Annotated in this window: 21 protein-coding genes and 2 pseudogenes; 10 read left to right on the forward strand and 13 right to left on the reverse strand. The window is 49.7% G+C overall.

Annotation, left to right across the window (positions count from 1 at the left end):
* The first annotated feature begins 278 nt into the window (after positions 1-278).
* From METMI_RS0121515 to METMI_RS0121540, 5 genes are all read left to right on the forward strand, one after another.
* Complete coding sequence (locus METMI_RS0121515) at positions 279-1202, forward strand: branched-chain amino acid transaminase (protein WP_019868366.1); 924 nt, start codon at positions 279-281, stop codon at positions 1200-1202.
* On the forward strand, positions 1195-2223 hold the full coding sequence (gene waaF / locus METMI_RS0121520; RefSeq protein ID WP_269634478.1) for a lipopolysaccharide heptosyltransferase II: 1029 nt from the start codon (positions 1195-1197) through the stop codon (positions 2221-2223). Before METMI_RS0121515 ends, waaF begins: the two co-directional genes overlap by 8 nt.
* Positions 2220-3341 carry a lipopolysaccharide heptosyltransferase I gene (gene waaC, locus METMI_RS0121525; RefSeq protein ID WP_019868368.1) on the forward strand — a complete coding sequence of 374 codons (1122 nt, stop codon included), beginning with the start codon at positions 2220-2222 and terminating at the stop codon, positions 3339-3341. The genes waaF and waaC overlap by 4 nt, the downstream gene beginning before the upstream one ends.
* Positions 3342-3547: 206 nt before the next feature.
* Positions 3548-4716 (forward strand): IS630 family transposase gene (locus tag METMI_RS26585; RefSeq protein ID WP_198007987.1). Its coding sequence is split into 2 segments (ribosomal slippage): positions 3548-4010 and positions 4010-4716, totalling 1170 coding nucleotides; the frame shifts between segments, so codons are not numbered across the junction.
* Positions 4717-5041: 325 nt separating this feature from the next.
* Positions 5042-5902: a shikimate dehydrogenase family protein gene (locus METMI_RS0121540; protein ID WP_019868369.1), complete on the forward strand. Its 861-nt coding sequence runs from the start codon at positions 5042-5044 to the stop codon at positions 5900-5902.
* A gap of 328 nt (positions 5903-6230) precedes the next feature.
* On the opposite strand, the gene METMI_RS0121545 is transcribed toward METMI_RS0121540, so the two are convergent.
* The 6 genes and pseudogenes from METMI_RS0121545 to METMI_RS25010 form a co-directional block, all read right to left on the reverse strand.
* Positions 6231-7457: an aspartate kinase gene (locus METMI_RS0121545; RefSeq protein WP_019868370.1), complete on the reverse strand. Its 1227-nt coding sequence runs from the start codon at positions 7455-7457 to the stop codon at positions 6231-6233.
* 567 nt (positions 7458-8024) lie between these two features.
* On the reverse strand, positions 8025-9797 hold the full coding sequence (locus METMI_RS25000; protein ID WP_156829940.1) for a hypothetical protein: 1773 nt from the start codon (positions 9795-9797) through the stop codon (positions 8025-8027).
* Positions 9798-10490: 693 nt separating this feature from the next.
* Positions 10491-10739, reverse strand: a pseudogene (locus tag METMI_RS0121555) (hypothetical protein); the annotation flags it as partial.
* A 30-nt stretch (positions 10740-10769) separates the two neighbouring features.
* On the reverse strand, positions 10770-11108 hold the full coding sequence (locus tag METMI_RS25005) for a hypothetical protein (protein WP_019868373.1): 339 nt from the start codon (positions 11106-11108) through the stop codon (positions 10770-10772).
* A gap of 10 nt (positions 11109-11118) precedes the next feature.
* Entirely contained in the window at positions 11119-11250 is a 132-nt protein-coding gene (locus tag METMI_RS28215) for a hypothetical protein (RefSeq protein WP_019868374.1), read from the reverse strand.
* A pseudogene (locus tag METMI_RS25010) lies at positions 11243-11458 on the reverse strand (UPF0175 family protein); the annotation flags it as partial. The pseudogene METMI_RS25010 and the gene METMI_RS28215, both read right to left, overlap by 8 nt.
* A gap of 240 nt (positions 11459-11698) precedes the next feature.
* Between METMI_RS25010 and METMI_RS27590 the strand changes: the two are divergent.
* A complete protein-coding gene (locus tag METMI_RS27590; RefSeq protein WP_019868376.1) occupies positions 11699-11887 on the forward strand; it encodes a toxin-antitoxin system HicB family antitoxin in 189 nt (62 codons plus the stop codon).
* Between the two features lie 332 nt (positions 11888-12219).
* On the opposite strand, the gene METMI_RS25880 is transcribed toward METMI_RS27590, so the two are convergent.
* The 6 genes from METMI_RS25880 to METMI_RS0121605 form a co-directional block, all read right to left on the reverse strand.
* Positions 12220-12921 (reverse strand): HNH endonuclease family protein, encoded by a 702-nt coding sequence (locus METMI_RS25880; RefSeq protein WP_156829941.1) that lies wholly within the window; start codon positions 12919-12921, stop codon positions 12220-12222.
* Positions 12922-12961: 40 nt separating this feature from the next.
* Positions 12962-14251 (reverse strand): AAA family ATPase, encoded by a 1290-nt coding sequence (locus METMI_RS0121580; RefSeq protein WP_019868378.1) that lies wholly within the window; start codon positions 14249-14251, stop codon positions 12962-12964.
* 112 nt (positions 14252-14363) lie between these two features.
* Entirely contained in the window at positions 14364-16919 is a 2556-nt protein-coding gene (gene acnB / locus METMI_RS0121585; RefSeq protein ID WP_019868379.1) for a bifunctional aconitate hydratase 2/2-methylisocitrate dehydratase, read from the reverse strand.
* Positions 16920-16970: 51 nt separating this feature from the next.
* On the reverse strand, positions 16971-18155 hold the full coding sequence (locus tag METMI_RS0121590; protein WP_040572815.1) for a DNA-methyltransferase: 1185 nt from the start codon (positions 18153-18155) through the stop codon (positions 16971-16973).
* Complete coding sequence (locus METMI_RS25885) at positions 18148-18777, reverse strand: ApaLI family restriction endonuclease (RefSeq protein ID WP_019868381.1); 630 nt, start codon at positions 18775-18777, stop codon at positions 18148-18150. The genes METMI_RS0121590 and METMI_RS25885 overlap by 8 nt, the downstream gene beginning before the upstream one ends.
* Before the next feature lie 99 nt (positions 18778-18876).
* Positions 18877-19887 carry an isocitrate/isopropylmalate dehydrogenase family protein gene (locus tag METMI_RS0121605; protein WP_019868382.1) on the reverse strand — a complete coding sequence of 337 codons (1011 nt, stop codon included), beginning with the start codon at positions 19885-19887 and terminating at the stop codon, positions 18877-18879.
* Positions 19888-20223: 336 nt separating this feature from the next.
* On the opposite strand from METMI_RS0121605, the gene METMI_RS0121610 reads away from it, so the two are divergent.
* Both METMI_RS0121610 and METMI_RS0121615 read left to right on the forward strand, forming a co-directional pair.
* A complete protein-coding gene (locus tag METMI_RS0121610; protein WP_019868383.1) occupies positions 20224-21093 on the forward strand; it encodes a sulfotransferase in 870 nt (289 codons plus the stop codon).
* 249 nt (positions 21094-21342) lie between these two features.
* Positions 21343-21828: a flavin reductase family protein gene (locus METMI_RS0121615; protein WP_019868384.1), complete on the forward strand. Its 486-nt coding sequence runs from the start codon at positions 21343-21345 to the stop codon at positions 21826-21828.
* Between the two features lie 59 nt (positions 21829-21887).
* Here METMI_RS0121615 and METMI_RS0121620 read toward each other — a convergent pair whose 3' ends face one another.
* Positions 21888-22772 (reverse strand): carbon-nitrogen hydrolase, encoded by an 885-nt coding sequence (locus METMI_RS0121620; protein WP_019868385.1) that lies wholly within the window; start codon positions 22770-22772, stop codon positions 21888-21890.
* Between the two features lie 138 nt (positions 22773-22910).
* Between METMI_RS0121620 and METMI_RS0121625 the strand changes: the two genes are divergently transcribed.
* Together METMI_RS0121625 and METMI_RS25025 are read left to right on the forward strand one after the other, a co-directional pair.
* On the forward strand, positions 22911-24092 hold the full coding sequence (locus METMI_RS0121625; RefSeq protein WP_019868386.1) for a glycosyltransferase family 4 protein: 1182 nt from the start codon (positions 22911-22913) through the stop codon (positions 24090-24092).
* A gap of 9 nt (positions 24093-24101) precedes the next feature.
* Positions 24102-25277 carry a glycosyltransferase family 4 protein gene (locus METMI_RS25025; protein WP_232215272.1) on the forward strand — a complete coding sequence of 392 codons (1176 nt, stop codon included), beginning with the start codon at positions 24102-24104 and terminating at the stop codon, positions 25275-25277.
* Positions 25278-25341: the final 64 nt, after the last annotated feature.

Below are 25341 nucleotides of genomic sequence, written 5' to 3' on the forward strand. Positions count from 1 at the left end.
CCTTATGAGTTGCGTAAAAATAAAAATTTCTATGGATCTATCATTTGCACCTTTTTTCAGGGTATGAATAGTACAATCCAGTTGGAGGCATTGACAAGCTATTCCGCACAAAAACCAAGCCAACAATTTATGTTATTTCACAAATTTACAAAAACATGACGGGAACCAAGGGATTTAAGGCTAAAATTAGGGCGGATTCAGCAATGAGGTATGGCTGCTATTGAGTTTATAGTAAACTAGGCCATTTAAATTAGCTTACTACGGTTGGAGAACAAACGATGACGATGGACGATAGAGACGGCGTTATTTGGCTGGATGGGAAATGGGTTGAGTGGCGTGAAGCGAAAGTCCATGTATTGACGCATACCTTACACTACGGTCTGGGCGTGTTTGAAGGCATCCGGGCCTATCACGCCACCCAAGGCACGGCGGTTTTCAGGATGCAAGAACATACTGACCGCCTGTTCCGCTCCGCGCATATCATGAACATGCTTATGCCATTCACTAAAGACGAAATCAATCGGGCCCAACGTGACGCGCTGGTCAAAAACCAACTGGACAGCGCCTATATCCGCACCATGTGCTTTTACGGCTCCGAAGGCATGGGCCTGCGTGCCGACAACCTGAAAGTCCACGTCATGGTTGCCGCTTGGCCGTGGGGCGCTTATTTGGGTGCGGAAAGCATCGAAAAAGGCATCCGTATCCGCACCTCCTCGTACACCCGCAACCACCACAACAGCACCATGTGCAAAGCCAAAGCCAACGGCAATTACATCAACTCCATCTTGGCCCTGCAAGAAGCCTTATCCAATGGTTACGATGAAGCCTTGATGCTGGACCACGAAGGCTTCGCCGCCGAAGGCAGCGCGGAAAACCTGTTCATCGTCCGCGACGGTAAAATCTACACACCGGAAACAACTTCCGCGTTAGAAGGCATCACCCGCGACACGGTCATGAAAATCGCCCATGAGCAAGGTTATGAAGTCATCGAAAAACGCATCACCCGCGATGAAATTTATTGCGCGGACGAGGCCTTTTTCACGGGCTCGGCGGCGGAAGTCACCCCCATCCGGGAACTGGACAACCGCGTCATTGGCAGCGGCAGCCGCGGCCCCATCACGCAACAATTGCAGTCGCTGTATTTCGATGCCGTCCATGGCCGCGGCGATGCCCATGCCGATTGGTTGACTTACGTTGCCTAGGAAAATACTCGTCGTCGGCCCGTCTTGGGTCGGCGACATGGTGATGGCGCAAAGCTTGTTTTTAACACTCAAACAACATGCGCCCGACTGTTTGATAGATGTATTGGCTCCGGCTTGGACATCCGGTTTGTTGGCACGGATGCCGGAAGTCAACCGTGCCATCGCCACGCCGTTAAGCCACGGACAATTTGGCTTGCTGGCACGGATCAAGCTAGGCAAGGAGCTGCGCCAGGAAGGTTACGGCCAAACGATCATCCTGCCCAATTCGTGGAAATCGGCGCTCATCCCGTTTTTTGCCGATATTCCGATCCGGACGGGCTATATTGGCGAATGCCGTTGGGGTTTGTTGAATGACGCCCGCAAACTCGACAAACAAACCTTAACCATGACCGTGCAACGCTTTGTCGCATTGGCCGCACCCCAAAGCGCTGCGTTACCGCCACCCTGCCCCACCCCCCGTCTGCTTATCAGTAACGGACAACAACAAACCGCGATTGATAAATTTAAGCTAGGCATTGATGGCCAGACAAAAATCCTCGCCTTATGCCCTGGCGCCGAATACGGCGAAGCCAAACGTTGGCCTACCGGACATTTTGCCGAACTGGCCCGCCAACAAACCCGCAAGGGCTGGCAAGTCTGGCTATTCGGCTCAGAAAAGGATAAGGTAGCCGCAGGCCAAATAAACCAAGCCGTACAAGGTGGCTGTATGGACTTTACAGGCCGCACCACATTGGCGGAAGCGGTGGATTTGCTATCATTGGCGCACGCCGTCGTCAGCAACGATTCCGGTTTAATGCATGTCGCCGCCGCACTGGACAAACCCGTCATCGCCCTGTATGGCTCATCCGACCCCCATTTTACGCCGCCGCTTAGCGCCAAAGCCCAAATCCTCTCGTCACACTTGGCTTGCTCCCCCTGTTTCAAGCGCGTCTGTCCGCTGTACCCTCCGGGGCATGAAGGCCATACCCGTTGCTTGAAAGACATTAAACCCGAACAAGTGCTGGAAAAACTGCCGCCATGAAAATTGCTATCGTCAAACTGTCTGCATTAGGTGACATCGTTCATGCCATGGTCGCCTTGCAATTTATCAAAGCCCATCATCCAGACGCCCAGATAGACTGGATTGTCGAACATCGTTTTGCCGAATTGCTGAACCACCAACCTGACATTGACAACGTGCTGACGGTGGACATAAAAGCCTTAAAATCCGACAAAACCGGAATTTTACGGGAGATCAAACGCCTGCGCCGTTATGCCGCCAACCATTATGATTTGGTCATAGATGCCCAAGGCTTGCTTAAATCGACAATCACCGCCCGCCTGCTCGGTAAGCACGTCGCCGGTTTTGACGCCGACTCCATCCGCGAACGCGCCGCCTCCTGGTTTTACACGGTCAAAGTCTCTTCCCCTTACAACGCCAACACCATAGACCGCAATGCCACGGTGCTGACCCAACCGCTGGGCATCCACATCAGCCATGAGGAAATCCTTAACAAAAAACCCTTTTTGTTTTTCCAGAATCCAGATGAACGCATCAACCTTTATTGGCATCGGAACATAAAAAATATTGTCCTGGTCATTGGCTCCACTTGGGAAAGCCGCAATTACCCCATAGAAAAATACGTCAAAATTGCCGACGCCCTGCAACAAAACTGCCTGATTGTTTGGGGCAACGAGGAAGAACGCAAAAAAGCCGAATGGATGTGCGACCAATCCGATTATGTGCAGATCATGCCCAAATTGGACTTGAACAGCCTTAAGGCCCTGATCGCCCGCGCGGATTTGGTGATCGGCAACGACACCGGCCCCACGCACATGGCTTGGGGGCTAAACCGCCCGTCCATCACCATCTTCGGCCCCACCCCCGTCAGCCGGGTTTATCAAACTGACATTAACAAAACCATCAAATCACCTTCTAAAGTCAACCCGCATAAGTTAAACAAACAGGATTTTTCGATCCGGGACATAGACGAGCAAGAAATCATCGGCATGGCCAAAACTTTGTTAGCCGGCCAAACTGAAGCCCTCGCCCTCGCCAATGCGCAAAAATTGACTAATCCCGTGCGCGAGATCAATGACAATGAACTGGATGACATCGCCAATTCTTTGGAGGACATTGATTTATTGGATTTGTTTTAACGCACTCCAAACGGGGCGGCGCTGGCAACCCTCGCCTTAAGGCTTCAAATATTTGGCACTGGAAACCTTACGGAACGCAAGCAAACCCGTCCACGCGAATCCCCAGAAACACTAAACAAATCGGCGGCGGGCCAACCCCGTGTTTTTTTGGAGTACAATCCTAGTACTCAGTCATTATTGTTATGTCGAGTTACAGCCCCCATATGATGAGTTTATTCATTACCCCATGGAACTGGCAATTGGCGAAAAAATACATTGTACGACTGACAGAAGAAGAACGTACTGATTTGGAAAGTTTGATTCATAAAGGCAAAGTGGCTGCCCATAAAAGGCTTCACGCAGAAATCCTGCTCAAGACAGATAGTAGTGAATGGGGCGACCCGTGGCTGGATAGTCAAATCAGTGAAGCCTTTGGCATTTCCACACGCACCGTTGAACGAGTCCGGGAACGATGGGTTCAAGAAGGCTTGGAGTCCGCCTTAAACCGGGCTAAACCGATCCGGGTTAAAAGCCGTGTCATTGACGGCGAAAAGGAAGCGCATCTGCTCGCGTTAGCCTATGGTGATGCCCCTGATAGACGCAGTCGCTGGACACTGAGATTGCTTGGGCAGCACATGGTTGAACTGGGCCATGTGGAAAGCGTATCCCACGAAACTATCCGGCAAACGTTAAAAAAAATGAGTTGAAACCTTGGCAGAATAAAGAATGGTGTATTCCGGCTAAAGAGAATGCGGAATTTGTCTGCGCCATGGAAGATGTTCTGGAAGTTTATCAACGCGCGTATGATGAAACGCATCCCTTGATCTGTATGGACGAAAGCAGCAAGCAACACATTAAGGAAACACGTCAGCCGATACCGGCAAAACCAGGCACCGTCGAAAAGTATGACACGGAGTATGAACGTAATGGGGTGAGTAATCTGTTCCTATTTTTTGAACCGTTAGAGGGGAAACGGCATGTGGTGGTAACGGATCAACGGACGGCGGTGGATTGGGCGCATCAAATCCGCAACCTGGTTGATGTCGGGTACCCTCGTGCTGAGCGCATCACACTGGTTATGGATAATTTGAACACCCACACGGGAGCATCGCTGTATAAGGCGTTCGCCCCTGAGGAAGCGCGAAGAATTCTGGATAAATTGGAAATCCACTACACGCCCAAACATGGCAGTTGGTTAAATATGGCGGAAATAGAATTGAGCATCTTGTCCCGCCAATGTCTGGATCGGCGCATTCCGGACCAAGAAACATTAAGGATGGAAATCGCAGCTTGGCAAGAACAAAGAAATGCTATTGCCCAGCCTATGGAATGGCGGTTTACCAGTGAAGATGCCCGGGTAAAATTGAAAAAACTTTACCCGACAATAAAAAAATGACTGAGTACTAGCGCCCAGCCAACCTTGAATTGCCGGTATGGCATCCGTAGGGGCGGACGGTTGTCCACCTTTTTTATGGCCTGTGCCAACATCCGTAGCGATCAGGCGGGCAACCGCCCGCCCCTACGAAAATAATACTGACGATTCAACAGTGACTGGGCACTAGGTTTATCTTTCTAGCCGGCATCCAAAAATCATGGGCATCCGCTTAACTTACAAGCCTAAGACACCGATGGCTCCAATGAAAAATGCTGGCGGCACCATAAAAACCCGGCCATGGCGGCAGAACCGCCAATCGTTTGGACATAACCGAGGAGAGCCCATAATGTCAACGCGCCCATTCCCCCCGCAAAAACAAATGACCGGCATGTTGGGCCATCCAGTCGCCGAAAATCCCATCGACCGTATGTTTGATGCGGTTTACGCCCATTACGGGCTCAACTGGCAATTCTGGAAATCCGACATTGCGTCTACCCATGAACTCATGGCCGCCATCCATGGGGCCAAAGCGCTAGGCTACGCCGGGTTTTGCATTACCGTGCCTTATAAAGTCGCCTCTATCCCCGCCCTTGATGCCGTGGACCAGGATGTGCAGGACATTGGCGCGGCAAACTATGTGACCATTGAACAAGGCCGGACCATCGGGCACAACAATGACGGAAAAGGCGTTGTAAAGGCCATTTCCAAGGTCAGCCCGATTGCCGGAAAACGTGTCGCAATGCTAGGGGCCGGTGGCGCGGGACGGGCGATGGCCGCAGAAATCGCCCGCGCCGGGGCGGCACATTTGACCGTGATCACCCGCAACGAGACCCAAGGGAAGGAAGTGGCGGAGATGGTCCGCCGAGTAACGGGGATCCCCGTCGCTTGGTTACACTGGGAAGGGGATGTCACCATCCCCGAAGGCACACAAATCTTGCTCAACGCCACGCATCTCGGCGCCGCGCCGGAGCTTGGACAGGTCCCTGTTGACTGGGATAGCATCGGCGCCAGCATCACGGTGGTGGATGTCATCACCAACCCCCGTATCACGCCTTTCTTGGAAACCGCCCGCAACAAGGGTTGCCCGATAGCCAATGGTGTGGAGATGCTGGTGCAGTTGGCCATGCAGATTTTTCAGGCTTGGACAGGCATCATCCCGGAAGAAGCGGTTTTTCAGGATGCGGTTTCTAAAGCGCTCGCCGAGTGAAGTTGCCACTGGACCACACGGGCAAATGGCGATGCCGGCCTCTGCTGAGGCCTGAATATTTTTGCGTTTGCAGCCACCACTTTTGAACCTTACCCGCCTAGGCGTCGGCCATTCATTTCCAGTGTGGCCACGCCGGATCGCGATAACGAAAAACGTTGGCGTTTTCAGACGCCCCCAGTCTTACGCTAGCAAGTACAAAATATCCGGAGCCGCTCTGAAGATATCCGGAGCCGCTGAAGAGGCACGGGCAGTAACCCCGTCCGCACTTGCCCTTGAAGGGCCGCAGAAATGCAGGCCGGGATCCGGCCTGCCTGGACGGCAATACCCGCTACGCAGCTACCGCCTGGTCCAGCTTGAACGCCGCATGCAAGGCTCTAACCGCCAATTCCATATACTTCTCATCCACCACCACCGAAATCTTAATTTCTGAAGTGGAAATCATACGGATATTGATGCCCTCGGAAGCCAAGGTTTTGAACATGGTGCTGGCGATACCCGCATGGGAGCGCATCCCGACACCGACAATGGAGACCTTGACTATCGTGTCATCCCCAGTCACCGCCCGTGCGCCCAAATCAGCGCAGGTTTGTTCCAAAATTGTTTTGGCGCGTTGGTAATCGTTACGGTGGATGGTAAAAGTAAAATCCGTGGTCGCATCATCGGCGATGTTTTGGATGATCATATCCACTTCGATATTGGCATCGGCGATAGGGCCTAATATGGTCGACGCCACACCAGGACGGTCGGGCACGCCAGTGATCGTCAATTTTGCCTCGTCGCGGTTAAAGGCGATACCTGAAATTAAAGCGCTTTCCATGGGTGATTCCTCGTAGGTAATGAGTGTGCCATTACCTTCTGTAAAAGATGATAAAACACGCAGCGCAACATTGTATTTGCCTGCAAATTCGACAGAACGTATCTGTAAGACTTTTGAGCCCAAACTCGCCATTTCCAACATTTCTTCAAACGTGATGCGGTCTAGGCGGCGGGCTTTGGGTTCGACGCGGGGGTCGGTGGTGTAAACGCCATCGACATCGGTAAAAATCAGGCATTCATCGGCCTTCAACGCCGCAGCCAAAGCCACTGCCGTAGTGTCGGAACCGCCGCGGCCCAGCGTGGTGATATTGTCGTGTTCGTCCACACCCTGGAAACCCGCCACCACCACCACTTTGCCCTGCTTGAGATGCGCATGGATGCGGCTATCGTCTATCTTGCGTATACGGGCCTTGGTATGGCTGCTATCGGTCAAAATTTTCACCTGGCCGCCTGTGTACGAACAGGCATCGCAACCGATTTCATGCAAAGCCATGCTCAACAAAGCCACCGTCACCTGCTCGCCAGTAGAAATCAAAACGTCCATTTCCCGTTCCGTAGGCTGGACTTGCATTTCTTTGGCCATGCCAATCAAGCGGTTGGTTTCGCCGCTCATCGCCGACACCACCACGACAATCTGATCGCCCAAATCGTGGGCTTTTTTTACTTTTTCAGCGACCGCTTTGATACGTTCTACCGTACCGACCGACGTGCCGCCAAATTTATAGACATAAAGTGCCATTGTTTAACCTGTAAATGTTGTTCCTGCAAAGAAGCCGGAGATATTCTCCGAACCCGCTATGGTAAAAGGTTTTTGTGTTTTATTAAACTATTATGAAAAACGGGACGGGGTATTCAAGCAATGCCGTTAAATTAAGCGTGGTAGGAGCGGGCCATGCCCGCGATCAACCGTCAACAAGAAGTCCGATGGATACACAGGGTTCGCGGGCATGGCCCGCTCCTACCACGTCATTTCCCTTAACTTAACGGCATTGGGTATTCAAGGGGATATGGGAAATTTGTGTACAACCAGCAAAGCTAACAGGTAGCCTATTTTGGTCTGGTTACGGGCCGGCAGGCAAATGCCGTCATCCCTTGGGTCAAGAAAAAAGCCTAATAACCCTATCCTTTGGTTTGTGTCCCTTAAAAAGAAGGATGTCCGTAGCAGTGGGAACCTAGGCCAGCAAAGAGAACAGGGCATATCGTTTGGCAGGGGGCGGGGTACAAGCCTAGGCTTATACCCCGCTGTTGATTTTAAAACAGGTGTAAACAACAGTGGATGGCGAGCATATGCGCGCCAGAGGCGGGCTTACGGTTTATAGTTGCGGAAGGTTTTGGCGTTCTTAAACGCATTGACCGGTTCGGGTTTTTTTACATTGTCGCCTAAGGCAAAGCTGAAATCCTGTCCCTGCGTGGCGGCATAACCGTGGCAACCGCCGCAACCACCCATCCGTATCGGGGTTTTCAAAAACCCCAGCCTTCCTGCCTGGAAGGGCAGCAGCCGGGTGTTGTAATAGTCTGTTATGGAATCCCCGTTCGCCACTTTGTTGCTAGGTACGCCATTAACCAAATCACCAGTGAACATCCCTAAAGAATAGTCGGTTTCGATGGTTGCGTTGGCGGTGTAATACGTCGGTGTGGTGCTGAACCTCTGATCGTCTTTCCCGCTATAATCAACAGGGGTCGCCTGCACATTAACCAGCTTGTAATACAGCCAAGGGGAAGTGCTGGGGCTACCTTTTAATGATTTAAGATAAGACCGGATCGCCTGATGCCCCAAGACATTCGCTTCTATGATGGGGTCTGGGATGGGATGCCAACGCTTGTTGACGCAAATGTCACCGTCAGCGGGCAAAGTGCCGTAATTGGGGTTCTCGCGGAAAAACAGGCGTGCGCCTGGTTGGGTGCAATAATCGCCGGTTTTACTGACGACGGGTTTTAGGGCATCAGGGTTTGATGATAACAGCGGGGTCGTTGGGCCTTCGGTGGTTGGCAACACCACACGGCCTTCTGCATCTTCGGTCGCGCTATTATTGGCGGCCAAAATATTGTCGGTTTGCTCAAAAGTGGACCAAATGACCCAAGGGGCGCTAATAGGGAAGCTGATCAGGTGCATCCCGACCAATCCCCAAGTGTCTTCACGGTAACAAGGGGTTCCAGCCCCGTCTTCTTCATAATAGCGGACAGTTGTCCGGTAGAAACGGCCGGACGCGGCCTCTTTGTCCGTCAACGGCCGCCATGCAGATTTTATTTCGACCGAGTAATTGGGGTCTTTGGGGTCAGTGCTGCCAAAATTGACATAAGGCGAAGCAGGGTCGGCCTCTTGCCCTTGCTGAAGGGCGGCTTTATAGTTGTTTGCCGCTTTGCCCAATGGTGAGCCATCGCCGTGATACCAATACTGCCCGCTGACCACGTTCGTGTAAGTCGCTTTGTTCATCTTCACCGCGTAACGGATAAGCTGGGGTTTGCTGTTTAGGCCATTCGCATCTCTTTCCGGCAAAACACCGGCAAAGGTTTGGTTGTTGCCAATCTGGGTGGTTTCATCCAACGGGATCCAGGCCGCCGTTTTGGCCTCCGGCTGTTTGGGGCAAGCCTTGATATGCCCATCGGCGGATTTCACTTCGCTGGGCGAATAGACATAATCCGGTGCTTGGTTATAGCCGTAATCCGGGGGATTGGAGGGTGCGGATTGCTGGTTTAGCTGCACACCATGTGGCGGGTTTGTTGGCGAGCCATTGCCGGGATAGAGTTCAACCTTGGCGCGCATGGTTTCCCAAACGGTGGGGGAGCCTTGCCCGAATGGCTTATTGGTGTCAGGTTCATCACGCACGCCTTCTTTAGCAGGCCAATTCACTGAGATGAAGGCGTTCCAGGCAAATACCGCCCCAGCGCACAAATCTATACCGCCAGTGCTGCCGTCAGACTGTGGGGATGGCAGTGCCGGTGAAACCGAAACCGCTTTCGGGCACGATCCGCCTTCGCCCCCCGCCATTGCCAACATAGGCATTGCATAACCGGCCACAGCCCATATCGCGGCGGCGGGCAAAACACCATCTCTCATCTTCAATAATAATCGACTCATTGTTAGCTTCCTCAAACGTTATAGTAAATATCACCCAACTGCTTGGAAGTCGGGATGTTTTCGATTCTGTCCGGACATCTTTAGGCTCGCTTAAACGATCCCGTTTTTAACCGGTACGGAAATGAAATCTTCAATACCTAGGCCAATATTGATGGGTTTGGCTGTTTCGGACGGTTAACTCAATTGAAATACGCGGTAGTGTTGGATGGGGAAAATGGCTTGTTTCGATTATCCCAGTTTCCCAAAGCCTTATGCTTGGCTATAACAGCATTGCAATACCTATGGAAGCCTAATTAGTGGGCATGTTTCGTTGAGATCACCATAACCCATTAATTTTAATTGATTTATGAGATATGACAAGTTTGATGGGAGGATAACAATAATGATAAAGAAATACTATGGAGGAATACCAGAATAATAGTAAATCCTCCACAAATTTTACGCGCAATTAGTTATCTTTTTGATTTTAATAGATAAAAATTGGTTTTTTATATTAGTCCGCCCATACGCTCTACTTTAACCCTAGCTGTATTTTGTATCAGGCATTTTTCAGGCGGTTCCGTAGGGAGAAGGCACGTCTTTAGGATACGCTGCCTTTCGTCAGCGCATCCTACGATGCTAAGTTTTGAGCTGTTGCTTCTTGATATTTTTCCATCGTGGATTCAACTAATAAGTGCAATTTCATTTTGTGATGTCGGCTTCCAGCAAGACCGGGTTTTCCAACCACGCTTCCATTGATTTGATGCGGCGTTCGATAGTGCGGACATCGCCGTAGCCTTGCGCGATCATCCATTTCAATAAAGTGATGTTCGAGTTCAGGTATTCACTGATCGGGACTTCGTTGAGCTTGATGGTGCAACCGCCCGCTGAACGTTCGGCGGATGCGTCGGACAATTCAAACGCCTGTTCCACTTTCAAATCCGGTAAGCCTTCGATTTCCAAGGTGGCTGCACCTCAACCTGATACGCTTACTCACCAACATCCCTCAAAACAGCATCTATCAAACTCTGGCGTATGTGTGCCATTGCCCTGTAATTGCACCGCGAATGGTTTAATCGCCGCAATTAATCCCGATTTCTTGGCTTTGCGTAAAATGCCTAATGTGCCAATACGATTGACCCCAAACCGTTCGGCGACGCGTCGGGCTTGTGCATCGTCAAGCAATACCGTACATTCCGGTAAACTCATCGCCAAAGCAATCGCTTCCGCTTCACCGGGATCAAGCAAGATGGATAATGGCCTTATCAACTCTGGCGATGGTTTTTGCATTATCAGCCAGCCCAGTTGGCTAATCGCCGATGTGCCAAGCAAACCCGCGCCATCAACCGTACTCTTCCCAGACTTTTTCAGGGATCACCACTTGCTGGTAGAGGTTAGGCGATAATTCAAGCTGCCCAATCACCGCCAAGGCGATCAACGGGCTGCTGTCGCCCACAATGGTGCGTTTAGTCATCGCTCAGTTCATGGGCGATTTGGTCGTCATCCAGATTGATAACCGGAATCTCCAACCGCCCCAGCTCGAACATAAACTGCAATTTGCCCATATTGCAAAATGCGGCGGCTTTGCCTAGGGAGAAGCGATGGAGTTCAAACAGCTTAACTGCCAGCAAAAAAGTCAGTTCTTTTTCTAGCGCTTGCGGGGATTTTCCTGAGGTGATGAGTAAATCATCGGGATAGGGTGGATAGGGTTTGCATGGGGTGTCCTGTTTTGCTGTTAAATTGCCTGTAGGGTACGCTGTGGGTACTTTTTTACAAAATCATCGTGTAGCCGATGAAGGTACGCACGGCGTGCCCTGGTTTGGTCAACTGATGATGGCGATCACATTGGGCTGTGTACTGAATTTCCATCGTTGTCTTAGCTGGCGCCTACTACAGAGTCCGTATTGGTAGGTATCAGGCAAATGGCCGCCGAAGTTGTGGCAGACCTGCAAAACAACGGCGAGACCATTCCTGAACCGATAGCTGAAAAACGCTACAGCGGTGAATTTCGCGTTAGGATACCCCCAGAAGTCCACCGCGCCTTAGCCATGCAAGCCGCCGAACTAGACATTAACCTGAATCGCTTGGCTAGAGCGAAATTGGCGGCTTGACGACCGATTTTGATTACCAAATCACTTAATCCGTCCTGATTAGCAAGATGCTTCAGCTAGATACAAAACACCCATTAAACCGACAGGAAAGTTGGAACTCAAATACAAATAATGTGCTTTTAAACAAATGGTTATGAAATCATGTAAGTGCTAGCTGAAGCATCTTGCTAATCAGGTAATCCGTTATCTTTAACCTGCATTAGTAGGGCGGGCCGAAAGGCGTTGCCCACCCTACATGGCTGAATATGGGAGATAGTTTGGGTGTCGTTGTTGCACTACAAATTCCGTAAAAATCACGACATCAGCATAAATTATCTTAACATCTGTACCGTTTACTTAAATGCTGAAGCACATGCAGACCAAACTGAAGGATTGGTACTCTGTAACTCATTGAAAGGATTTACAAAGCTTCCTGTACCTAAAAATATCCATCCTAATAAGCCATGTTCGTCTTTTTCTTGAAGTTTGGCAATCAACTCATCAATAGAATTATCTGGATTGTCCAAAAAATGCCGTATTTCTTCCGAGAGATTTTTAAATGTCTTTTTATATCCGGCGGCTAATGCTTCACGTTGATCCAATTGAAGCGTAATGACTGTTTGTTCACCCTTTTCCGAAAATGTCATTGTATTAGGGTTAAAACGGGGGACAATATTACCTGTTTGAGGGTCAAAATCGAGGTGCAGCCACGGCTCTTCTTTTGTCGGATCAATCAGTAAAGGTTTTTTTCCGTCAACAGGAAAAGAATCACTTTTTAATCGTCCACATTCAGAACAACAAAGCAGCAGGTTGCGCCAGCGAAACATACGCTTAGGAAAAGCGGCTTTAGGCCGGAAATGTTCTATATCTGAACCATGTGAATCCAGACAGTACATGCAGCGTTGTCGGTCGCCCATCATCGCTTGAAGAGCCTTCAGCACTTTTTCTATTGTTTTTGTTTGCCGAGCGTTTTTCCATTCAGTTGTAGTATCTAAAGAACCCTTGATAAGTTTTTGATTCGCTTGTTTTTGCCTTTTACTCAAATAGCTTTGCACTCTTATTTCCAGATTCAAACGCTTAACCCGCCGCATCCAATCAATCCTCCTCTTCTACATCCACGAAAAGACTAAGTTGCTTAATTTTTTGTTCGTCTTCAGGGGAAAGTGTTCCAACAGCACGTTTTTTTGCCTTTAATTTTGCAGATTCGCGGCGGGCTTCTACAGCTACAGGCGAACGTGTATTTTGCAAGCCGAATGCGGGAGTAAGTAAAATGGTATCAGGTCGGGAAGCAATTATTTTGTCATGTTCAGCATCGGTTAATGCGCGCGGCAAATTTCCACTACCCGGCTCAGGTAAAACAAAAAGCCCATTTTTGTCAGCGGCTTGACAAATAATCGGGCTATGCGTGGTGACAAGAAATTGTATATTCGGAAAATGCCGTTTTAACCAAAAACCAATTGTCATTTGCCATTCTGGATGCAGGTGGGCATCTATTTCATCAATTAACACAACACCGCTACTTTTTATAATTAATTTGTTGTTGGCATCACGATCCGCCAATCCTTCAATCCCATAAGTATTTATCAAGTGCCTTAAGATGTCTGTCAGCAATGCCAAGGCGGCTCGGTAGCCATCGCTCATCTCACTCCACGCCAGTTGCAAGCCATTTCTATCCTTAAGCCATAAACCGTCGGAATCAACCCTATCAATTGAGATTTGATTGGGCATAAGATCATCCCTGAGAATTTCCAGCAAAAGTGCCAGTTGACTTGCTTCTTCGGTTTTGCCTTCAAGCGATTTATGGCTTAAGTTGCGTAACCATTGATCGACTTCATAGAGTGAAGCCGCTTCTTGGAACATAGTGACAAATCGTTCTGTTGTTGGCCCTACCATTAAACGAGTGGCTTCTGGTGAAGCACCAAATACACGTCGGAACGGTCCATACCCACAAGAAAACCAACCATGTGCATCTGAAGCCCATAAACCACGTTCAGCTGACGTTTTCTTACCATTTTGAGTAAGATCCATTACTGTTTCTTTACCTGATTGTTTAAAAACGATTTTAGCAGGGAAAGGTTTATAAGCTGTTCGTCCTTTTTCCGGAAAACTATCTATATTTTGTTCTGGGAAAATTTCAAGCTCGATCGTACCTTCCGCCGAATCAGCATTTTCACTAATCCAGCGATGAAAACTAGGTTGTAATGCCCTAGCGACATCTCTACCTGTTAAAGCAACTGCAATTGCTTTGAGTAAAGTGCTTTTTCCAGAGCCATTATCACCAGTAAAAACTGTCCATCCCGCATAATTGCCGCCTGGACGTTCTAAATCAAATTCAAGATTTTTAAAGCCGCGAATATTTTTAAGAACTATTTTTTTTATGTACATGCACGGCTCCAGAATTTATATACATCAATTCAATGCTTGAATTATTCCAAAAACATAAAGGGCGCGTTAAATAACCCGCCCTGTGGAAGTTTTTTTCAGGCAACCGCGTCAATTAAGCAGTTGCCGCCTCTTGATACTTATCCATCAAATTAAAATTCAAATACCGATAAGTGTCATCCGCCGTCGCGTTAATCTGCTCGGCATAAGCCATGTATTCCTCAACTGTGGGGATTTTGCCTAAGATTGAGCAAACCGCCGCCAATTCTGCCGAGGCTAGGAACACGTTTGCGCCGTTGCCTAAGCGGTTGGGGAAGTTTCTGGTGGATGTGGAAACCACGGTGGAGTTTTCCGCAACCCGTGCTTGGTTGCCCATGCACAGCGAGCAGCCTGGCATTTCGGTGCGTGCGCCGACCTTACCAAACGTGCCGTAATAGCCTTCTTCGACCAATTGGTTTTGATCCATTTTGGTGGGTGGCGCGACCCACAAACGGGTTGGTAATTCGCCTTTGTTTTTCTCCAGCAATTTGCCCGCAGCGCGGAAGTGGCCGATGTTGGTCATGCACGAACCTAAGAATACTTCGTCAATTTTGGTGCCAGCGACTTCGGACAGCGGTTTGATGTCGTCGGGGTCGTTCGGGCAAGCCAGCAGCGGTTCTTTGATCTCGTCCATATTGATTTCGATGATTTCGAAATACTCGGCATCGGGGTCTGCTTCCAGCAATACGGGGTTATCCAGCCAGTCTTGCATGGCTTTGATGCGGCGTTCGATGGAGCGGACATCGCCGTAGCCTTGCGCGATCATCCATTTCAACAAGGTGATGTTAGAGTTCAAATATTCGCGGATCGGGGCTTCGTTCAATTTAATGGTGCAACCGCCTGCTGAACGTTCGGCGGAGGCGTCGGACAATTCAAAAGCTTGTTCCACTTTCAAATCCGGCAAGCCTTCGATTTCTAAAATGCGGCCTGAATAGACGTTTTTCTTGCCTTGCTTGGCGACTGTCAACAAGCCTTTTTGGATGGCGGCGTAAGGGATGGCGTTGACCAAATCACGCAAGGTGATGCCGGGTTGCATCGTGCCAGTGAAGCGCACCAGCACCGATTCCGGCATGTCCAAAGGCATGACACCCGTGGCGGCGGCGAAGGCGACTAAGCCAGAACCTGCGGGGAAGGAAATGCCAATCGGGAAACGGGTGTGCGAGTCGCCACCTGTGCCGACGGTATCTGGCAACAAAGTGCGGTTCAGCCAAGAATGGATGATGCCGTCACCAGGGCGCAAGGACACACCGCCGCGATTCATGATGAAATCCGGCAAGGTGTGTTGCATGGTCACGTCGACAGGTTTTGGGTAGGCGGCGGTGTGGCAGAACGATTGCAGCACCAAATCGGCGGAAAAACCCAAACACGCCAAATCTTTCAATTCGTCGCGGGTCATCGGGCCCGTGGTGTCTTGTGAACCGACGGTGGTCATGTGCGGTTCGCAATAAGTGTTCGGGCGCACACCCGCCACTCCACAGGCTTTACCGACCATTTTTTGCGCCAGCGTATAGCCTTTGCCAGAATCGGCTTCGTCGGTTGGACGAATGAACACGGTGGATGCAGATAAGCCCAGTGCTTTACGGGCGCGGTCAGTCAGGCCGCGTCCGATAATCAACGGAATACGTCCGCCTGCTTGGACTTCGTCCATCAGCACATCGGTTTTTAAGCTGAAATTACACACCACTTCTTCGCTGTCATGGCGTTTGACCACGCCTTGGTAGGGGAAAATGTCGATGACATCGCCCATCAATAAGCGGGTCACGTCGCATTCAAACGGCAACGCGCCGGAATCTTCCATGGTGTTGAAGAAAATCGGCGCGATTTTGCCGCCGATACAAACACCGCCATCGCGTTTGTTGGGGATGAACGGGATGTCGTTGCCCATGAACCACAGCACGGAATTGGTCGCCGATTTGCGCGACGACCCCGTGCCGACCACGTCACCGACGTAAGCAACTGGGAAGCCTTTTTGTTTCAATTCATTGATTTGTTGTTCGGCGTTGGTGATGCCTTCGCGCGGCATTTTCAGCATGGCTTTGGCATGCAACGGGATGTCCGGGCGCGACCACGCATCCGGTGCGGGTGACAAATCGTCGGTGTTGGTTTCGCCAGTGACTTTAAACACGGTGACGGTAAGCTTTTCCGGCACGGCAGGTTTGCTGGTGAACCATTCGGCATCCGCCCACGATTGCAAGACTTGTTTGGCGTAAACGTTCCCTGCATCGGCTTTGCTTTGCACATCATGGAACGCATCGAACACCAACAAGGTGTGGGACAAAGCTTTGGCGGCGATAGGCGCAAGTGCGGCGACATCCAGCAAATCAATCAACGGCGCGACGTTGTAACCGCCGAGCATCGTGCCCAGCAATTCGGAGGCATCTTCTGGCGTTAAAATCGGTGATTTGGCTTCGCCTTTGGCAATCGCGGTCAAAAATCCGGCTTTAACATAAGCAGCTTCGTCGACACCTGCGGGAATGCGGTTGGCGAGCAAATCGAGGATAAAAGCTTCTTCGCCAGCGGGTGGGGTTTTGATTAGATCGCAAAGGGAGGCGGTTTGTGCGGCATCTAAGGGTTTCGGCACTACGCCTTCGGCGGCGCGTTCTTCTATGTGTTTGCGGTATTGGTCTAGCATGGGATACTCCTTGAAGTGCTTTAAGTGTGTTTTGAATGTGAAAACCGTTCCTTAATCGAAACTTTTAGCTATGGAAAGTGCTGGCGAATCAATAATATCCAGGCCATCAAAATTAATTTCATCGTCCAACAGGTTATCACGGTGATGCCTGATTAAAATGGCTTTTTTAGCCTTTTTGGATTTCTTTGCAGCAATCAGCAATTCCGCTGCCGTTGTCAACGATTCATGTTCGCGTTGCACCCGGATCAACACAGGCGTGCCTTCGTATAATTCAGTTAATATCGCGTCTATGCCTTTGTTGCGGTGGATCGGATTAAAGTCCAAGCCTACCAATAACGACAAAGCGTTTTGGTCGGCACTCAGATAAGCAGATCGGCCTTTTTTCAACAAATTGGACTCAGTTTTAATTGGTGATGTTAAACGGCTTTTGGCAAGTTGTACGGCATCGTCGGAACAATCAATGCCGATAAATTTTCTGCGTAGAAATTGCGCCGCCACGCACGTTGTACCACTGCCGCAGAAAGGGTCAAGCACGATGTCATCAACATTACTAGCAATGTTGATGATGCGTTCCAGCAACAAGAGCGGTTTTTGCGTGGGATAACCGACCCGCTCCTTAGCTTTAGGATTTAAATAGGGAATATCCCACACATCGCCCAGGGGTACGCCGCGTTTTTCATCAGAGTGTTGGATTGAGCCGTCGGCTTCGCGTTTGTAAACCACTTTATTGTTAATGTCGCGTGTCCTTTTTTGCAGGATTTGGTCGACATTGGTGGATTCTGAATAATCCGTGTATTCGGGGTTAAAGGTAAAGCCAGGGCCTTTTGAATAGAAGTAAATGTTTTGGTGGCTAGGTAACAAGCCTTTTTTAGTATTCGACCAGCGTTTGTAGGTCCAGATGATTTCCGATTGGAAATTGTCCGCACCAAAGACGTTATCGAGTATTGCCCGGACAATATGCTCGCCGTTTTTATCACAATGCACAAAAATTGAACCCGTTTCCTTAAGTAAGGATTTCATGATGGCGATACGCTCAAACAAGAAATCGGCGTAGGCTTTATTGCTGCCCCAAACGTCATCGAAACTAAATTCTACGGTGCGTTCACGGTTTTTTAGCTTATGCGTTTTTTCGGTGAAAAAAGGCGGGTCAAGGTAAATAAGGTCAATCGAATTAGGCTCAATTGAACGCATGGTGTCAAGACAATCCCCTTGAAGGATTACATTAGTTTTACTCATCTTCGTGTGCGCTTTCTTCGGCAATACTTTCCAAAGTGGCTTTCAAATTGATATTTGTCCTATTTTGGACATAATCCCAAGCATTGTTTCCCCAGTAATATTCACCGCCTATACCTTTATAAAGCGTTTCTAGGGTTTCTTGAATTTTCTTTGCTTGTTGTCGGTTGGGATAATAAAACATGATGCGGATAGGCTTGTATCCGGCATTGGCTATGACTTTAATTCGAGTGTGTTCTTTACTGATATGGTCGCCATCGGTAGTGGCATCGCGCCATTTTATTTCGATGGCGTCCGTGTCTACCAAGCAGTCTATTTCAAATGTCTTAGGTCGCGAGCCTAAAGTATTGGTGATTTTTACACTTCCCGAATCTGGAAAAGCGGTTTTAAAGCATAATTTTGTCGCTTCTTCCAAAAATGAGCCAGCGTATTTATAAAGAAAACGGCCTTTGTTTTGGTAAAGGTCGATTTTTGTACCTTCGCTGGTGGTTATACCTAGAACTCGGTAAATCAAAAAATGGGAATGGTCGTCATCTTCCATTTCTGCAATACGCAGGCCGATTTGTTTGCTTAGCTTATCTGAATAAGAGCGGGCTAATTGTCGCAGTTCATTTGCTATCGGCATTGGGGGGCATTGTTTCCAGGTTTATTGGATGAAAATAGAAAGATTATAGTTACGGAAGAGCTTTGTAAGTTTATTACAAAGCCCTGATCGGATATTTTGTTATTCCATCGCCGCCACAATCGCACTGCCCATTTCGGTAGTGCCCACTTTGGAATTGGGGTTCAAATCCGGGGTGACATAAACACCTTCATTGACCACTTTTTCAACCGCCTTGACCACCCGCTCGGCGGCTTCGACTTCGCCGATATGGCTTAACATCATCGCGCCCGCCATGATGACCGCTATCGGGTTGGCGAGGTTCTTGCCGGCGATGTCCGGCGCACTGCCGTGCACCGCTTCAAATAAAGCGGCGTCCGAGCCGATGTTGGCACCGGGGATCAAACCCAAGCCGCCGACCAGGCCAGCGGTCAAATCCGACAAAATATCACCGAACATATTGGTGGTGACCACGACATCAAATTGCTTAGGGTTCATGACCATGTGCATACAGGCCGCGTCGATGATTTTTTCGTCAAACTGGATGTCGGGATAGCGGGGGGCGATTTCCCTGGCCACGTCCAGGAACAGGCCTTGGGTGTATTTGAGGATATTGGCTTTATGGCAGACCGTGACTTTTTGGCGGTGGTTGTCGCGGGCATATTGGAAGGCATAGTCGATGATGCGTTCCGACGCGGCACGGGTGACCACGGCAAGGCTTTCGGCAATGTCTTTTTTAGGGGTCAGGTAATGTTCCAATCCGGCATACAGGCCTTCGGTGTTTTCGCGGACGATGACAATATCGACATCTTCGAAACGGGTTTTGATGCCCGCCCAGCTTTTGGCGGGGCGGACGTTGGCGTATAAATCATATTTTTGGCGCAGGGCGACGTTGATGCTCCTAAAGCCGGTGCCGACGACGGTGGTCAATGGGCCTTTGAACGCCACGCGGGTTTTGTCAAACGATGCCATGGTTTCATCAGGCAGGGGCGTACCAAATTTTTCAAACGCGGACATGCCAGCATAAGTCTCTTCCCAAGTAATTTTGACGCCCGTTGCGTCTATCACTTTTACCGCCTCATCCATAATGGATGGGCCGATGCCATCACCTTTGATTAATGTAATTGTATGCATTTGTTTCTCCTTAGTTTAAAAATAGCTTTTCTCCTAAAAGAAGGTGATGTTCCCCTTTATAGGCGCATAGGCTTTAGCCTCTGCTTGCATGAATTATAGAGTGATACGCAAGTTTTTAGCTATAAATGGTTAAATATCACCAATCGACGAATATTGGCAATAGGTTTAGTCTAAGCATTTTTTATGCCCAAAAACGTTTTGCTGTCGGCGTGCCGTTCTGTCATGATAAAACGGATTTAGGTACGGCCATTTTTTCTGTGATAATGGCACTATTGGGTGCTGGCCTTAATGCACTTCAATAGGGCAATTTTTTGGATCTATCAATGAGGGTGATGAATGAACAAGTTGTTTAATAAGCTATATCTTAATGTCGGAGCCATGAAAGCGGGGACAACGTGGCTGTACCGCCAGCTTGAGCAACACCCCGACATTGTATTTAGTCGTGAAAAGGAATTGCATTACCTGAGCTATCGCGATGGCAATAAACCGTCTTTAAACCAAAACTATAAGGCCAATCGGCGCGAAAACGCGCTAACGAGGTTTAACGGCGACAAATCCTCACAGGAATATGCCGACCTTTTGAAATGGTACGACAGCTATATGGAGCCGGTTATGGATGATAACTGGTATCGCGGGCGTTTTCCTAGCCAACTGGCAACGCAACAATATTGTGCAGATTTTAGCAATCTCACGTGCCTAGTCAGTGCACCAACGTGGGAAGCCATTTTGGGCATGGCCGAGGAAGTGAAAGTCAGTTATGTCTTGCGCAACCCTTATGAACGGATGTGGTCGCACTTCAAATTCCATTTTCAAATGCTACAACGTCCTGTCAATCCAGAAACGCTGACAGAAGCGGATTTTCGTGATTTCGACAACAAAAACCAAACCATGTGGCATAGCACTTATAGCCAACATATCATCAGGATGCGTGGACAATTGCCCGACGACGCCTTGAAGCTGATTGCTTATGATGACATTAAATCGCAACCTGACACCCTGCTAAAAGGGATTGAAGACTTTTTAGGCATCAGCCACCACCGTTATTTGCCTGGCAAAGTGACGCGCAAAATCAATGCATCCGAATCTTTATCGGCGCCTGGCTGTTTTTACAAAACATTTTCTGCCGTAGTGGACGAAGAGCTTGAGGCGCTTGCGGGCTTGGGGTTTGAATTGCCTAAATCTTGGCTTGGCACCCAACAAAGTTGATGCCCATGGCATTGGGCCAGGTGGTTTGATATGGGGTGGATGCTTATGCCCTCAGGCGGGTGCAGGGTGGCTTTTGTTTTTCCTAAGGCCTTGAAGTACCTAGTATAAAGTGGCGTACACGCCTTGAACATCTAGCTGCATGGTTTATTCGTTATGTGGCCGATATCCATTAAAACCACCCATGCTATACTGGCGGCTTTTTATAAAGTCGGCCAGAAGCATCCGACTATTAATAACCGGAAAAGATAAATGACTGTTAGTGTTGATGATTTTAAAAAAGCGTTGCAACTATGGGCGAGCGGCGTTTCTGTAGTGACAACGCATTCGGAAAAATTTGGTAACCAAGGCATGACGGTCACTGCATTTACCAGCGTTTCGCTCACCCCCCCACAAATTTTGGTTTGCCTGAACCAGCAGGCCGATACCGGTGAAGGGATAGACGAAAGCCAGCATTTTGCGGTGAATGTGTTAAGTGCGGGGCAACAGGACGTGTCCAACCAATTTGCAGGCGGTAGCAACCAACAAGACCGTTTTGCCAATACGCCGTGGCAAACAGGTGAAACGGGTATGCCGTTGTTGACGGAAAGCTTGATGTCCCTGGAATGCAAGGTTGTTGGGAAAGTCCTGGCCGGCACGCATTGGATAGTGATCGGGGAAGTGCAGCACGCCACATGCCGCCCGGGAGAACCCGTTTTGTATTATCGTGGAAATTATTGCCAACTGGCGGATAGCTGACATTAAGACGGGCATCGCCAGGCCATGACAAACCTGGCGATACTTGAAAGCCTGGTTTTTCAATCAATAAACCGCTTGACCAAATCCCCATACGCATCAATCCTCCGGTCGCGCAGATAAGGCCAAATTTGCCTGACCCGTTCAGTCCTTGTGCTGTCCAGCGCCCAAGTCAGCAAGGTGTTGTCGGTGGCATTGGCGCGGCTGAGGATTTCCCCTTGGGGGCCGGCGATAAAACTGTTGCCCCAAAAATGGATGCCTTTGTCAGAATCGGGGGCTTTTTCAAAACCGATGCGGTTGCAGGCAATCACCGGCAAGCCATTGGCGACTGCGTGCCCACGTTGGATAGTCACCCAGGCGTCCAATTGGCGCTGTTGCTCTTCTTGGGTATCTTCGGCATCCCAGCCGATGGCGGTGGGGTAAATCAACAGTTCCGCACCTGCTAAGGCCATCAACCGCGCCGCTTCGGGATACCATTGGTCCCAACAAATCAAAACGCCCAATTTGCCGATAGACGTGTCTATCGGGGTGAAGCCCAGATCGCCTGGGGTGAAAAAATATTTCTCATAAAAGCCAGGGTCATCGGGGATATGCATTTTCCGGTATTTGCCCGCAATGCTGCCGTCTTTATCAAACACAACGGCAGTATTGTGATATAAACCGGGGGCGCGTTTTTCAAAAATAGTTGAGACAATCACGACTTTTGCTTGTTTGGCCACTTCCGCCAATATTGCCGTGGTGGGGCCAGGAATCGCTTGCGCCAAGCCGAAATGGTTATAATCTTCGTTTTGGCAAAAATAGGGGCCCAGATGCAGTTCGGGCAAAATCACCAAATCGGCGTTTTGGGCGGCGGCCTCGTGGATTTTGGCAATGGAATAATCCAGGTTGGTTTGGCGGTCTTCATTGCAGGGCTGCTGCACTGCACTCACAATTAAGGTTGGTTTCATGTCGCGGCTGGACCGTGTGGTAGTTTTTAATGGGCATAGTTTATAACGGTTTGGCCGAAAAATTGACAAGCGGCATACATTATTCGACTGGAAAGCGTTAATGCAATAACATAGCCGCCATAAAAATAACCCGCCACTATGAAAATACTCACCTATACCACTTTATATCCTAATGACGTGCAATCGCGTCACGGTATTTTTGTTGAGCAGCGGTTAAGGCATTTGCTGGCGCAAAAACAACTGGAAGCCAAAGTGGTCGCCCCCATACCTTGGTTCCCATCAAGTTCCACGCGTTTTGGGGCTTATGCGGATTACGCCCGCATTGCCAAACAAGAAAGCCGTTATGGCATAGATGTTTATCATCCACGTTATCCCGTGATACCTAAAATTGGCATGACGGTGGCCCCCGCATTGTTGGCGGCGGCAAGCTTACCGTTTGTGAAACGGCTGGTCGCTAATGGTTATGATTTTGACGCCATTGACGCCCATTATTTTTACCCCGATGGCGTCGCGGCGGCAATGATCGCCAAAGCGGTCAACAAGCCGCTGGTGATTACCGCCCGTGGGACGGACATCAACCTAATCCCACAACATGCCCTGCCGAAACTTATGGTTTTATGGGCGGCGCGGCAAGCAGGGCAAATCATCACCGTCTGTGAAGCCCTGCGGACAGCCATGGTTGAAATGGGGGTTCCTGGAGACAAAATCCACGCCTTGCGCAATGGTGTGGATTTGCAGACGTTTTGCCAGAAAGACCGTGCCGCTATCCGCCGCAACATGGGCTTGGACAAACCCACCTTGTTATCGGTCGGGCATCTGATTGAACGCAAAGGCCACCATTTGGTGATTGAGGCTATGCGGCAATTGCCCGGATACCAGTTGCTGATCGTTGGCGATGGCGAAGAAATGGCGGCCCTGCAAACCTTAACCACCCAGTTAAACTTAAACGGCAGAGTCCGCTTTTTGGGGGCAATGGCACACCAGCAACTGGCCGACGTTTATAACGCCGCCGACGCCCTAGTCCTGGCCTCCAGCCGGGAAGGCTGGGCGAATGTCTTGTTGGAAGCCATGGCATGTGGCACCCCGGTGGTGGCGACCTCGATTTGGGGGACGCCGGAAGTGGTGCGTTCGCCCGACGCGGGCGTGCTGGTCGCGCAACGGACGGCCGATGGCCTTGCCCAAGGCGTCAAGGCGCTGTTTTCAAACTACCCACAGCGGCAAAACACCCGCCACTATGCCGAACAATTTTCTTGGGACGATACCGTGGACGGCGTGCACGCAGTGCTGGAAAGCCTTACGAAGCACGCCCGAAGCCTTTAGGACATACTTTTGATTACCCACAAGATGAAGATTCTCTATCACCACCGTATTGCCTCCAAAGACGGGCAATATGTGCATATTGAAGAGCTAATTACGGCTTTAAAAGCATTAGGCCACGAGATTATTATGGCGGAGCCCGAAGCCACAGAACAGAAAGGCTTTGGTGCGAGCTCCAATTCCGTAAAATTGATGCGCACACTCCTACCTGGTTTTTTGCATGAATTTATAGAATTCTCTTACGCACTGTTTGATTTTGCCAAATTGGTGCCCTTGATATTGAAGCATAAGCCCGATGTCATTTACGAACGCTACAACCTGTTCTTCCCATCCGGCATTTGGGCAAAAAAACTATTCAAATTGCCGTTGTTGCTGGAAGTCAATGCACCGTTGTTTGAAGAACGCAAAAAACATGATGGCATACAACTGGACTGGCTAGCAAAATGGTCGGAAACCTATGTCTGGAAACAAGCCGATCATGTCCTGCCCGTGACGCGGGTCTTAGCCGAAAAAATCATTGCCGCCGGGGTGCCGGAACACCGCATAACCATTATCCCCAACGGCATTAACCAACAACGCTTTGGCAGAGCCATCGACAGCACGGATGTGATAGAACGTTACCAGCTTAAAAATAAGTTAGTTTTGGGGTTTACGGGATTTGTCCGCGACTGGCATAGGCTGGACAAGGTAGTCCAGGCGATTGCCGATAACCAGGGCCGTAATTGGCATTTATTGCTGGTCGGCGACGGCCCCGCCCGGGATGCCATCGAACAACAAGCCGCATCGCTGGGCATAAGCGACCGCGTCAGCATTACGGGCATTGTTGATAGGGACGAGGTCGCCCGTTATGTCGCCGTTTTTGATATCGCCTTGCAACCGGATGTGGTCGCCTATGCATCGCCATTGAAATTGTTTGAATATATGGTCTTGGGCAAAGCCATCATCGCCCCTGACCGTGCCAATATCCGGGAAATTTTGACGCACCGTAGCGATGCGCTGTTGTTTAACCCTAACGAAGAACAAGCATTTACCGAACAGCTACGGGAGTTATGCTTTGATGAAAACCTGCGCCAGCGGCTCGGCCTAGCTGCCGCCCAAACGCTAGACGAAAAAAAACTCTATTGGCAGGAAAATGCCAAAAGGATTGGCAACCTTATCGGCCCACTAGCCGCATCCAAGAGCCATTAGAAAAAATCCATACCCGTCTTCAATCTCCCGTTTCCGGTCTTTTTCACTATTCAAAACTTCAGCT

This window comes from Methylovulum miyakonense HT12 (assembly GCF_000384075.1).
GTDB classification, from domain to species: domain Bacteria; phylum Pseudomonadota; class Gammaproteobacteria; order Methylococcales; family Methylomonadaceae; genus Methylovulum; species Methylovulum miyakonense.